Source organism: Acetobacter sp., from assembly GCF_022483985.1.
Lineage (GTDB): Bacteria > Pseudomonadota > Alphaproteobacteria > Acetobacterales > Acetobacteraceae > Acetobacter.
Genome location: NZ_JAKVME010000003.1, coordinates 229,059 through 242,145, shown reverse-complemented (window position 1 = coordinate 242,145; position 13,087 = coordinate 229,059). Strand labels below are relative to the sequence as shown.

Annotated in this window: 8 protein-coding genes; 3 read left to right on the top strand and 5 right to left on the bottom strand. The window is 53.1% G+C overall.

The window, feature by feature from the left end; genetic code table 11:
• Window positions 1-6 precede the first annotated feature (6 nt).
• From LKE90_RS15275 to LKE90_RS15260, 4 genes are all read right to left on the bottom strand, one after another.
• Entirely contained in the window at window positions 7-783 is a 777-nt protein-coding gene (locus tag LKE90_RS15275) for a thioesterase II family protein (protein WP_291491470.1), read from the bottom strand.
• A gap of 5 nt (window positions 784-788) precedes the next feature.
• Window positions 789-5,936, bottom strand: a complete 5,148-nt coding sequence (locus tag LKE90_RS15270) for a non-ribosomal peptide synthetase (protein ID WP_291491471.1) — start codon at window positions 5,934-5,936, stop codon at window positions 789-791.
• Between the two features lie 280 nt (window positions 5,937-6,216).
• Window positions 6,217-6,507, bottom strand: coding sequence for a hypothetical protein (locus LKE90_RS15265; RefSeq protein WP_291491472.1), 291 nt, complete (start codon window positions 6,505-6,507; stop codon window positions 6,217-6,219).
• Window positions 6,508-7,061: 554 nt separating this feature from the next.
• Entirely contained in the window at window positions 7,062-8,264 is a 1,203-nt protein-coding gene (locus LKE90_RS15260; RefSeq protein ID WP_291491473.1) for a glycosyltransferase family 4 protein, read from the bottom strand.
• Between the two features lie 38 nt (window positions 8,265-8,302).
• On the opposite strand from LKE90_RS15260, the gene LKE90_RS15255 reads away from it, so the two are divergent.
• From LKE90_RS15255 to thrS, 3 genes are all read left to right on the top strand, one after another.
• Entirely contained in the window at window positions 8,303-9,304 is a 1,002-nt protein-coding gene (locus LKE90_RS15255; protein ID WP_291491475.1) for a tetratricopeptide repeat protein, read from the top strand.
• A gap of 59 nt (window positions 9,305-9,363) precedes the next feature.
• The gene (locus LKE90_RS15250) at window positions 9,364-10,281 is read left to right on the top strand and encodes a glycosyltransferase family 9 protein (RefSeq protein ID WP_291491476.1); all 918 of its coding nucleotides are present in this window, start codon (window positions 9,364-9,366) and stop codon (window positions 10,279-10,281) included.
• Window positions 10,282-10,357: 76 nt separating this feature from the next.
• Entirely contained in the window at window positions 10,358-12,286 is a 1,929-nt protein-coding gene (thrS, locus tag LKE90_RS15245) for a threonine--tRNA ligase (RefSeq protein WP_291491477.1), read from the top strand.
• Between the two features lie 91 nt (window positions 12,287-12,377).
• Here thrS and LKE90_RS15240 read toward each other — a convergent pair whose 3' ends face one another.
• Window positions 12,378-12,887 carry an Rrf2 family transcriptional regulator gene (locus tag LKE90_RS15240; RefSeq protein WP_291491478.1) on the bottom strand — a complete coding sequence of 170 codons (510 nt, stop codon included), beginning with the start codon at window positions 12,885-12,887 and terminating at the stop codon, window positions 12,378-12,380.
• Between the last annotated feature and the right edge of the window lie 200 nt (window positions 12,888-13,087).

Sequence of the window (13,087 nt, the reverse complement as noted above, 5' to 3'; positions counted from 1 at the left end):
TAATATTTATGTAAAAACACCTTCTTTAGAAAATATATTTTTTATTTTATCAATAACTTCCTGTTCTCGATCATGTAAGAAAAAATGGCCTCCGTTGAACTCCTGCATTCCAAAAGAGCATTGTGTTTCTTTTCTCCATGCCGCTATCCCCTCTGGTGTTGTCTGACTGTCAACGCTGCCGTAAAAAGAGAAAATCGGACAGGCAAGAGGAGTTTCATCTGTGTATCTGTAAGTGTCGACAGCATGAATATCAGATCTGACCACTGGTATCATGATCTCAACAAGTTCAGGTTCTTCTTTAATAATGTTTATTTTATCAGCAACTTCCGGACTTCCCTCACTCATCTCCAGCAATTTCTGGATAAATTCATCATCGCCAAGATGAGAAAATTTATCTCGCGGGACAGATGGAGCATTCATACCAGAAACAAAAAGCTGCAATGGAAGAGGCTGCTTTCGACGCCTCAATTCACGCGCCGTAGCCCAGGCAACAAGCGCTCCCATGCTGTGCCCAAAAAAAACTGATGAATCACCATCTTCATTTTCAAGACTATTAGAAACATTTTCTGCTATTTCGATCAGATCATCGAGACAGGAGTTGCCAATATTCTCTTCACGCCCAGGTAGATTCACACCGTAAACAGATATTTTTTCAGGAAAATTATCTGCCCAGTTACGAAAAACACCTGCACTCCCTCCAGCATAGGGAAAACATATCAATTTCAGACGGGACGACTCTTTTCCGGAAAACCGTTTCAGAGTGACCTGATTTTTTTTAGACATCACTCTCAAACTTTTTCAGAATTTTCATGTAAATATTCTGACAAAGATTCCACCGTTGGATTCTGGAACAGATTGGCTAGGCCGATCTTGCAACCAAACTCGCTTTCTATACGTCGCCGGATACGAATCAGATGCATGGACGTCGCACCAAGGTCAAATGCACTGGCATGGGACGGCACTTCAGAAATTTCCATTACATCAGAAACTATTTTCCGTAATTTTTTTATTGTGTCATTACTGACATTACCGACATCAGAATCTCTACAAGATATTTCCTTCTCTTTGAGAGCTTTGCGATCAATCTTCCCATTCGCAGTCAGCGGCAATGCTTCCAGCATCACGATACGCTCAGGAACCATATAATGTGGCAGGGCAATGCGTGACATTTCTTTCAATTCAGCTAATGCAAGACAGTCGTTTTCAGAAAGCACGACATAAGCAACTAGACGACCCGCATAGCGATCACCATGACGCAGAACGACAGCCTTGCTCACTCTATCATGAGAGAGCAGAATTTTCTCTATCTCACCAAGTTCTATTCTGTATCCGTTGATTTTTATCTGATCGTCACGACGTCCCAGAAACTCAATCACACCGTTTGGGCGATAACGACCCAGATCACCTGTCCGGTAAAAGCGTTTCCCAGAGCGAGTATCTGTTATGAAATGCTCTGCTGTCCTGACAGGATCATGCAGATACCCCTGAGCCAACCCCATGCCGCCGATGCAAATTTCACCTTCAACCCAATCTGGGCAGTCCTCCTGCCTGTCATTCATTACATTAAAAGTCTGATTACCCATCGGCGTGCCATAAGGCACACTTGTCCAGCCTTCTTCATTATCCACAACCGGATGTGAAATTGACCAGATAGATGCTTCAGTTGCCCCACCGAGACTAAGGACTTGGATGCCCGGCCAGATAGCCGATATTTTTGCCGGAAGCGCAGGTGGAATCCAGTCACCACTGAGCATGACGAGTCGGAGCTTTAAATTCGGTATTGATTCCGGAGTATTTTCAATATGATCAATAAGAGTGTCCATCAGGGCAGGAACACTGTTCCATATGGTCACTCCGGTATCCGCCATCAGTTGTAGAAGCTGCTCTGGATTGCGAAGCTGTTCCACAGTGGGGAGCACGAGCGCGCCACCGCTTGAAAGCGGAGCAAAAATGTCAAAGACTGAAAGGTCGAAATTCAGATTAGAGAGCGCCAGAAAACGATCATTCTCATTGATATCGTAGCAGCGGATGAGGTCCATGATCGTATTCAGCGGACCACGATGATTCAGAGCCACGCCTTTAGGCTCACCAGTCGAACCGGATGTGAAGATTACATAAGCGAGGTCTTCAAAACCACTTTTCTTTTCTTCAACCATATTATCTGCTGATGTCGTACCCATAACCATACCATCAGCACCAACAATAATTTTTTCAAGGCCAGACCAGGCTGGATCATCAACATTTTTTTCTGACACAACCACTCGGCTGATACCAGATTTCACCAGTATCTGCTTCCGGCGAAGAAGAGGTAAATCCGGATCGATCGGTATATATCCAGAACCTGACAGCAAGACTCCGATAATAGCAGCCAATCCGGCAAAACACTTCCCGATAGCAACCCCGGTCAGACCGCTGAGAGGAGGCTGTCCAAGCGTCTGAGCAATTCCATCAGCCAATTGCCGCAGTTCGGAGTAACTCAGTTCCGTATCTCCCCCCTGACCGAGAAGAGCTGGCGCATCAGGAGTCAGTAAAGCCCGTCTACCGAACGGGTCATCAAGATGACCATGAGGCAGAACTGTCTCTGTCGCATTTACATGATCTCTCGTCAGTCTCTGACCACGAGTCAGTAAAAGAGGAGAGGTTTTGAACCAAGTCTTTGGACTGTCCGCCAAATCTGTGATCAGAGCAATATAGGCTTCGAACATGCTGTCAAGAAAACCGTCCGGGAAGGCATTTTCCATGGCATCCCAGTTAACTACGAGACCTCCATGCCTCTCGAAAACATGATTATCCAGAACGACCTGTGGCGTCTGGCTGATACCTCCCGCTTCCTCACCAAGTATCCAGAAATCAGGGTCTGAAATGAAATCAGGAAGGCCGATTCCGCTGGTAAACACGACACGACCATATTCAGTTGTCTCTGGAGCCACTCGCGACATAAGTTGCAATACATCCACACCGTCGACCATCCGGTGTGACAGATCCTCACGGAGACGCTTCTGGATATCAAAAGAGCGGTCAGCGAAACTCTTTCCGTTGCGATTATCAATCTCCAAAATTTCTATACGGGTAAAATCACCTGCAACCCGATCAATATTCAGATCGACAGGCAGCCTGTCATTCAATGGCAGGCTCAGATGAAAATGCGCATTGCCGCTCCACCGTCCCAGAACTTCTGCATAAATCGCACACATGATGGTTGATTTGGTCAGGCCGAAACGTGCACCGTTTTGGACAAGACGACTCCACATATCTTCAGACAATACGTATTTTCTACGTCCAAGACGTGGACGCTGTCCCTGAAGGGACGCGATTGAAAGCGGTGGTGGTGGGATATCGGCAATTCTATCCTGCCAATAACGCAAAGCATTCTCTCTCGCCCTACCGGACTGCGCTGCCTGTTCATATGCGACATAAGTCTGAAAACTGATCTCCGGAAGCGCCGGCAGTTCCTCTCCCTGTAGAAGCTGATTCATTTCGGACAGAAGAAGAGTGATTGTTGATAGATCTGCGATCAACATATCAATACCGAAATGCAGTCTGTTTCTTCCCCTTTCTATCTTGCTGATTTTCAGATCAAAGAGAGGCCATGTGCCAAGAGGAAGAACCCGGTTTTCATTTTCCTGCTTACAGGCAAGGAGCGCTTCCTGCTTTTCTTTTTCGAACAATTCAGAAAAATCATTAACCAGAATAATATATTTTCCGGGAGATTCAAGAATTTGCTGTGCGCCACGTGACAGGACAACAGTCCGCAAAGATGCATGACGACATATGAGCTTGTTCCAGGCATTTTCCAGCTGCGAAGGATGCCAATTTCCATCGATTTCAATATAAACGTATGTGGACAGGCCACCGAATGAAAGATTTTCGTCCCGTCCGACGACATAAGCACGCTGAATGGGTCGAAGCGGGAATTCCTCTTCACCAGAAAATCTATTATTCACGATCTCCGTTGCCGGAGCGGATATCGGATCGGTAGAAGCAATATGCGCCTGCAAATCATCAAAACTGGCGCCGTCGAACAAAAGATCGAGCGGAATTTGAACCTGAAATTCCTTTTCGATCGCACCGGAAATGCGCATGGCTGTAAGAGAGTCCAACCCAAGCGATGTCAGAGGGATATCGGTCTGCAAAGATCCCGGAAGCAAGCGGAGCGCTTCCTCCACAAACGCGCGCAAAGAAGGTGTAGAACATTTATTCTTTTCAATACAACTCTGACCGGATTTATTCCTGATTTCCTTGAATTCACCAGCCTGATAACGTTGTGCTGCGGCGCTTCGCTGCAATTTGCCACTAGAAGTTCTGGGAACCTGTCCTCTACGAACAAAAAGCACTTCATCCACGCGCAACCCTGCCTCGCATGAAATCCTCGAACGCAAGGCTATCGTGGCAGCCTCCTGCTCCGGCTTGCCTAGATGCCAGTTGTGCGGTTCAACAATAATCGCCAATCGTTCACCGCCATGCTCATCATCAACGGAAAAAGCGACACAGGCAGCCCCTTTCATGACCGGGTGGCTTTCCATTACGATATTTTCGATATCGTCCGGATAGTAATTTTTACCGTTGATGATGATGATATCTTTCAAGCGTCCGGTGATATAAACCTGCCCGTTACTGATAAAGCCCATATCCCCTGTGCGCAGATATTTTTTTTCTTTCATTCCATCAAGGAAAAAATCAAATTTTTCTTCTGTTGCCTTAGAGTTTTTCCAATATCCTTGAGCAACATTCTGTCCCGAATACCAGATTTCTCCTATCCGGGCTGGCGGACATTCCTTGAGGGTATCCGGATTGACAATACGCAGATCAGTATCACCGTAGACGCCTCCACAGCCGACAAGCTGGATGGTCTCACCCGAACCCGATGAAGTGACAGCATTACCCGCAGCCAGAGCCTGCCGATTGACATCAAGGATATGCGCCATGGAGTCACGAGCGCCAGAAACCCACAATGTCGTTTCCGCCATGCCGTAGCACGCTGTAATCGATGAAGCCTTGAAACCCACAGGAGAGAAAATTTCATGGAATTTCTTCAATGTTGACGCCCTGACGACTTCAGCACCCGAAAAAGCGGTCTTCCAGCAACTCAGATCCAGATCATCAGGCAATCCGTTCTGCGCTGCAGCTTCAATGCACATACGGTAGGCAAAATCAGACGCGCCGCTGTAATTGCCCTTGTAGCGACTGATTGCGCGAAGCCAGTCAAGCGGCTGCCGTGTAAAATGCAGTGGTGACAGAAGATATGTAGAAACACCGCTAAAGACCGGCTGAAGAAGACATCCTATCAAACCCATATCATGATGGGCAGGGAGCCATGAAACGAGTACACCGTCCTCCACAACGTCAAAACCGGATGCGATAGCTTCCGCATTATAAACAAGGTTGGCATGAGATACGCACACACCGCGTGGAGCGCCTGTTGATCCAGAGGTATATTGAAGAAAGGCGATATTTTCCGGATTATGCTCACAACCGGACCATTCCGCAGCCTCGCCTTCATCCAGCAATACGGGAAGCTGGAGCCACTCGAGCATCTCTCCATTGGAGAGCGGAAGGTGACACCCCAGAACAGAAATGACCGTATCAGTGGCCAATCCAATCAGAGCGCCTGCGTTTTCAGCAACGCGGCATATACGATCAAGATGTCTGTTGGACGCGTAGGGCAGAACTGGCACGGGAATAATGCCAGCGTAAAGGCAGCCAAAAAAAGCCACGACAGCATCGAGACCCGGAGGATACAGCAGAAGGCATCTTGCGCCACGCGATGATCTTTTCAGTAGGGAAACGGCAATCTTGCGGGCTCGCAAATCCAGATCGGCGTAAGTAAGTGACGCCTGCACATCGAGCATTGCATCAAGCTCCGAAAAAGCAATGGATGCAGATTGAGCCGTGGCTCTTTTTGACAGAATATCAATGAAATCCGCATTTTTCACCACTGCAAATTACCTTTTCGACGCCAGAAAACGACAAGAATTGGGACAAAAAATCACCATTATTTCAAGAGCAAGCTCCTATATTTTCTTTTTTCATATATATATTACATATTTCAGGAGACCCTCTGACAGATCTCTGAAAAATGCGATTGCGGTACCAATATTACCGTAATCGCATCAAAACAAATCAATCTACCATTTCAGAAATCACCAGATGAATCAGGGCCATAAAAAAATGGCAAAGATTCAGGACTTTGTCTTTCTGGTTGCACAGACTGAAGTTTTAGAGGCTGAAACCCAGAAAACTGAAGCCATACTGACCCGTTGCTGCCGTGTTGCTCAGATGGGACACGCGTGATTCTGTTCCACCAAGAAGGTAACCGGCAGAGGAAATGGCGTCAGTGCCGTCCTGAATGATGCTATCGACAATACCCGTTACTGGACCCAGGCCGACATTGTGAAGAAGCGACCCGAAAACGTTGGTCTGATCCTGAAGCGTGTTAATGCCGTTAGCGACAGAAATCAGCGCGTTACCCAGACCACCCAGAAGACCGCCACCAGAAATTTCATTCATTTCTTCAGCGCTTAGTGTTCTCATGACAGAAAGCCTCAACAATTAATTCTGAAAGGATTATAGAAAGATATATTCCCTCTACAGAAAATATATTTAGCATTAACTTGATTTTATATCAACTGTATTTGTTAAAATAAATACAAATGTCATCATTATAACCAATATTATCTATGCATGTAAATATTTTTATTGCACCAAACAAATAAACAAGTAAAATACGAAATAAATAGGCATTTGTTATGCATATTTACTGTATTAAATGTATTATTTTATCACCATTTCTATCTTATTATCGGCAGGGGCCAGCCTCCCCGGTGTCTTCCAGGAGGATGCTCTTTACTGCCAATCATGTGCTGTCCCTGAACCGTTTGATCCCATTCGACAGAACGGCCCCTTAATCTGTGGACAGAAAAATCTGTCCATAAATAACCCTGTTTTCAAAATACCATTTTACAAGATGGTTTTCAGGATATTTTACAAAAAATTCCTGAATATTAAATAAAAATTCAGAAAGACCATCTCACTCAACGAGACATAGCACACCCCTGAACGGGCTATCCCTCACTACCCGGCTCTGCAAAACGTCCAGCCAACCCTTCACCCAGCATTTCATCGTAAACCGCCAGCGTCGCCTGCTGCATGGAGCGGGTCGTATAATGCTCCAGCACATTCAGCCGTGCCGCATGACCCAACGCCATGCGCTGCTCCTCCGTCGCTTCCAGAGTGGCGGCGATCATTTCCGCAAGAACACGCGCATTACCGGGCGGAAACAGCAGACCGGTTTCACCATGCCGGACCGTCTCCACGGCCGCGCCATGTGCCGCGACAATGACAGGCCGCGCCATCGCCTGCGCCTCGACCACCACACGCCCGAACGGTTCCGGTCGCAGAGACGGCACGACAACCATCTCGGACAAGGCGAGGGCCGCTGGCATATCCGTGCAATGACCTCCGAACCGCACGTGCGGTGTCAGACCGAGTTCGACAACACGCGATTCAAGCTGGGCCGGAAAGCTTGATTTCTCCGGCGTCTCTCCCGCGAAAACGCAGACCCACGGGCGCGTCGTCCACTTCTCGCGGATCATGATGGAAAGCGCTTCCAGCAGAAACCCCTGCCCTTTCCACTCCGTCAGCCGCGCCGGCATGAGAATGATCGCAGCGCCGTCATCCTCGATATTCCACGAAGTCAGAACAGCGCCGACCCGATCTCCCCGCACGTTTTCAGGATCGAACTGCACCGTGTCCGCGCCACGGGGGATGATGCGGAGCCGATCGTCCCCGACCCCGTATTCCCGCCTCAGACGATCCGCGATGAACTGGCTGATGGCGATCACACGGTCGCCCGCGGCCAGCACGGCGTTATAGGCCTTCTTGCCCGGGAAATTCGCGTTGTGAACGCCATGCCATGTGGTGACGAAAGGAACCTTGCGCGACCGGCATGCCAGCTTCGCGGCCCATGCGGGTGCGCGTGACCGGGCATGGACCAGACTGACCTTTTCCTTCCTGATGATCGCTTTCAGTTTCCGCGCATTCCGCAGAATGGCGAAGGGCGATTTCCGGCCCAGTTCCAGCGGAATATGACGACCGCCATAGTAGGCGATCATCGGAGCCAGCCGCCCTTCCGCGCTGGCGACAAGCGGTATTCCACCAGCCTGCGTGATGGCCTGCACCATTTCAACGGTGCCCCGTTCCACACCGCCCGCATCAAGGGCAGGCAGAACCTGAAGGATGACTGGCCTACGAGTTAACGCATTCATAATTTTCGCGGATAGCACGGACCAGCCGATCCCGCACCTTGTTGTCTCTTTTTTCGTTCGGACTTGACCGCAACGCCATCCCTGCCCTCAATGGTCCCATGACTGGTCCGGCCTCTTCCCCGTCCCTGGTTTCCGAACATCCCCCCGCATCGCTCATGATGGTCGGGCAGCGAAAAACCGCCCGCTTCCCGGGTAGCCCCAGAGCATCGACCCTCATGTTGCTCGCCTCCCTGACAACCGGCACCTGTGCCGCCCGCGCGGCAACAGCCATCGCGCAGCCTCCCTTTGTCCTGTCCGAATGCCTTGCCCTTCTGGATGACGATCCTTCGGATGCGGAGGATTACGTCTCCAGCCACATGACTGCGGGCAGCGAGCGGGCAGTCGGACATTGCAGGGCGATTGCGGATGTCATGGATGGAGACGCGCTCGCCGGAGCGGAACAGCTCGATCATCTGGCGCATGAGGCAGCCCGACATGAGGCGGGCGCTGACGATGATTCCACGGAAGAACGGGCCAATGTCGCCGCTGATGCCGCCCGCGCATGGTTCGCTGCCGCCATGCCCGGCAAAGCCTCCGACGCCGCAGGATACGGACTGACACTGACGCCGGAATCCGTCGCTCTCCGCCTGCTGAAAGACCGGGCGCTTCTCCAGATGGATCAGCCGCAGACCGTCATCCGGGACCTGACGCCACTCGCCAGCAACCCTCTGCTGGCGGCGGAGACGCACAGGCTGAAAGCCATGGCGGAAATACAGACCGGCGCGCTGGCGCTGGCGAAAATCGACATTGAGCAGTCTCTGGCGCTGGAGCCGGATGACACCACAGCCCTGCTTGAGCGGGGCATCATCCGCCAGCGTCTGAACGACCCGGCAGGCGCCCGCGCCGACTGGGAAAAGGTCGTATCTCTTGAGCCTGATTCCCATGAAGCCGACCTGGCGCGACAGGATCTGACGGTTCTCGCCTCCGATCCGGACGCTCTTCCACCGAGCGACGTGACACTGCACGCCTCAGCGGCGTCTCCGGCACCGGACACGCACTGATACGCTCCACCAACAGGCTGCTCTGGCGTGAAAGGGCAGGGCAGGGCAATCTGCCGCCCATGACGCGCATTCTTGTCATCCGCCTCAGCGCCCTTGGTGATGTCGTGCAGAGTTTTCCTGCCTTCGCCGCGATCCGCGCCCATCATCCGGATGCCTCCATCACCCTGCTGACGACAGCGCCGTTCCGTGAGCTTGCCGAAGCCAGCCCGTGGTTCGACCAGATCGAGATCGATACCCGTCCGAAAATCACCAACCTCCGGGGCATGAAGCGGCTCAGACAACAGTTAAGCGGTTATGACAGTATCTATGACCTCCAGACCTCCGGCCGTTCCAGCGGGTACCGCCGCCTGACAGGAGCGGCTGACTGGTCCGGCATCGGGGGTAACGGCCTTCTTTCCCACACCAATCCCAGCCGCACTCTGATGCACACCCGCGCCCGCCAGCGCGACCAGCTCCGGGTGGCGGGACTTGCGGAGGTGCCGGAGGTGGCCGACCTTGGCTGGCTCACCTCGCAGGGTTCCCGGTTCGTCACGCAGTTCAGCACACCCTACGCGGTCATCGTGCCGGGGGCCGCGCCCCATCGTCCCGGCAAGAGATGGGCGGCGGAACGCTATGGCGCGCTGGCCGCTCATCTTGCGGCAACGGGTCTGACGCCGGTTGTCATCGGCAGCGGTGCGGACACCCCTCTGGCGACCGTCATCCAGTCAGTGTGTCCGAACGCCGTTGACCTGACAGGAAAGACGTCCATCCCTGATCTGGGCGGCATCTGCGCCCGAGCCACCGTCGCCATCGGCAATGATACCGGCCCGATGCACCTTGCCGCCGCTGTCGGCTGTCGCTGCCTTGTGCTGTTTTCAGCGGAGAGTGATCCCGGCCTTACAGCCCCCATCGGGCGGTTTGCCGAGCAGGTTCGTGTGCTCCGGGTGCACGATATGGCAACTCTTTCCGTGGATAGGGTTGTCTCCGCCCTCGGCTGACGCCATTAAAGTCGGCCTTCCCATAAGGACGTCCATCCCGGTCGTCCGTCCCATTCAATGCCTGGAGCATCCATCCATGCCTGCCATCACCCTGCCAGACGGTTCCGTTCGCCAGTTTGACGGAACGGTGACGGGCACGGACATCGCCGCGTCCATCGGTCCCGGCCTCGCCAAGGCGGCCCTCGCCATCGAAGTTGATGGACAGCTTCGCGACATGGATCGCGCGATCGAACAGGATGCATCCATCCGCTTCGTGACCCGCAAGGATGCGGAAGCGCTGGAAATGATCCGCCATGACGCCGCCCATGTGCTGGCGGAGGCGGTGCAGTCGCTGTTCCCCGGCACACAGGTCACCATCGGCCCGTCGATCGAAAACGGCTTCTATTACGATTTCTACCGTAACGAACCGTTCAAGCCGGAAGATTTCACGGCCATCGAGCAGCGGATGCACGAGATCATCAAGGCCAACGCGCCCTTTACGCGCGAGGCATGGCCGCGCGATGAAGCGATCAAGTTCTTCGAGGATCGTGGCGAGCGCTTCAAGGCTGAGCTGATCCGTGACCTTCCGGGCGACGAGGAAATCTCGATCTATCGTCAGGGTGAGTGGCTCGACCTCTGCCGTGGCCCGCATCTGCGCACCACCGGCGATGTCGGCAACGCCTTCAAACTGATGAAGGTGGCCGGAGCCTACTGGCGTGGCGATCATCGCAACCCGATGCTGACCCGTATCTACGGCACCGCATGGCGCGACAAGAAAGAGCTGGAAGCGCATCTGCACCAGCTTGAGGAAGCGGAACGCCGCGATCACCGCCGCATCGGCAAGGAGATGGACCTCTTCCATATTCAGGAAGAAGCTGTCGGTCAGGTCTTCTGGCACGCCAAGGGCTGGCGTCTCTACACGGCGCTTCAGGATTACATGCGCCGCGCCCAGACCCGCGCCGGATACGAGGAAGTGCGCACGCCGCAGCTCGTGGACCGCGCCCTGTGGGAAGCGTCAGGCCACTGGAGTAAATATCGCCACCACATGTTCGTGGCGACCGTCGAGGACGAGGACAAGACCCTCGCGCTCAAGCCGATGAACTGCCCGTGTCATGTGCAGATCTTCCGTCACGGCCTGCGCTCCTACCGCGAACTGCCGCTGCGTATGGCCGAGTTCGGTGCGTGCCACCGTTATGAGCCGTCCGGTTCCCTGCACGGCATCATGCGCGTGCGTGGCTTCACGCAGGACGACGCACACATCTTCTGCACGGAAGACCAGATTGCGGACGAAACCGTGCGTTTCGTGGCGATGCTGACGGAGGTCTACAAGGATCTCGGCTTCGAGCATTTCCGCATCAAGTTCTCGGACCGTCCGGAACAGCGTTCCGGCTCCGACGAGGTGTGGGACAAGTCCGAAGCCGCGCTCAAGCGGGCCTGTGAAATTGCCGGCGTCGAATATGAATATAATCCGGGTGAGGGCGCGTTCTACGGTCCCAAACTGGAGTTCGTGCTGCGTGACGCCATCGGTCGTGACTGGCAGTGCGGTACGCTTCAGGTCGATCTCGTGCTGCCGGAGCGTCTGGATGCGAACTACATTGGCGAGGACAGCGCCCGCCACCGCCCGGTCATGCTGCACCGCGCCATTCTCGGTTCATTCGAGCGCTTTATCGGCATTCTGATCGAGCAGCATGCGGGCAAATTCCCACTGTGGCTTGCACCGATGCAGGTCGTCGTGGCCAGCATCGTCAGCGATGCAGCGCCTTACGCCGAAGAGGTTGTCACGCGTCTGCGCAAGGCCGGTCTCACGGTCGAGTCCGACACCCGTGCGGACAAGATCAATGCCAAGATCCGCGAGCACAGCATTGCCCGTGTGCCGGTCATTCTGGTTGTGGGGCGCAAGGAAGCGGAAGCCGGAACGGTGGCGATGCGCCGTCTCGGCGGTGCGGATCAGGAAATGCTGACGTTGGACGAGGCTGTTGCGCTTCTGTCCGAGGAAGCCAAGGCTCCCGACATACGACGGGGCTGATATCCGCCCCATTAAAAAAGGCTCCGGAGTTGTCTCTCCGGAGCCTTTTTCAGGTTCCATGACCACGCTGGCATGGTGCGAAAGAGGCTGTTCACGGCGCAGCCGGAACCGCTACTCCACAGATTTCCCGGTTCTCATTCGATTTTAAAAGCCGCGCCCGGGGACTGCTGGCAATCCCAAGCATCTGCTTCTGCTCATCGAAAATCAGATCAGAGAGCCGGGTTTCATCAAGAACCGCCATGAAAGCCTTCAGGGCGGTATTAACGACATCCCGGAAGCGGCTCTGCGGCAAAAGCCGACCGGGCTCTTCTGACAGAAGCTCTTTTTTGGTGCCCGCCGCTTCCAGCCCTTCCTCTATGACGCGCACAACGTCGCCCACACAGATCTGGCTTGCGTCACGGGCCAGCCGGATACCTCCGTTTCGACCACGGACCGTTTCGATAAAACCCTGCTGACCAAGTTTGTGCACAATCTTGACCAGATGATTCTCAGAAATGCCGTATGTTGTTGCAATTTCCCGAATAGACGCGAGACGATCCGTCGTCCAGGTAAGAAAGATGAGCGCTCTCAGCGCATAGTCCGTATGCAGGGTCAGACGCATGCCGCCACAGATCCGTTTCAGAAGCTGGTATTACAATCCGAGCCCCTTCGGCTCGTCTGAAAATCCAACGAAAGAGAAACAAAAGGGTTCCCGGTAAATTGCATTAAAATTATTGAATTGTAACCTTATGTGCCTACCATCTAAAAATTAACGAAATATTGAATCAAACCGCTCCTCGACGTTCGTGCGCTTCCTGTCTA

Bases quoted from the DNA above. Each gene is read 5' to 3' on its own strand.
- LKE90_RS15275 (WP_291491470.1), bottom strand. From the start codon at position 783: ATGTCTAAAAAAAATCAGGTCACTCTGAAACGGTTTTCCGGAAAAGAG.
- LKE90_RS15265 (WP_291491472.1), bottom strand. From the start codon at position 6,507: ATGAATGAAATTTCTGGTGGCGGTCTTCTGGGTGGTCTGGGTAACGCG.
- LKE90_RS15260 (WP_291491473.1), bottom strand. From the start codon at position 8,264: ATGAATGCGTTAACTCGTAGGCCAGTCATCCTTCAGGTTCTGCCTGCC.
- LKE90_RS15250 (WP_291491476.1), top strand. From the start codon at position 9,364: ATGACGCGCATTCTTGTCATCCGCCTCAGCGCCCTTGGTGATGTCGTG.
- thrS (WP_291491477.1), top strand. From the start codon at position 10,358: ATGCCTGCCATCACCCTGCCAGACGGTTCCGTTCGCCAGTTTGACGGA.
- LKE90_RS15240 (WP_291491478.1), bottom strand. From the start codon at position 12,887: ATGCGTCTGACCCTGCATACGGACTATGCGCTGAGAGCGCTCATCTTT.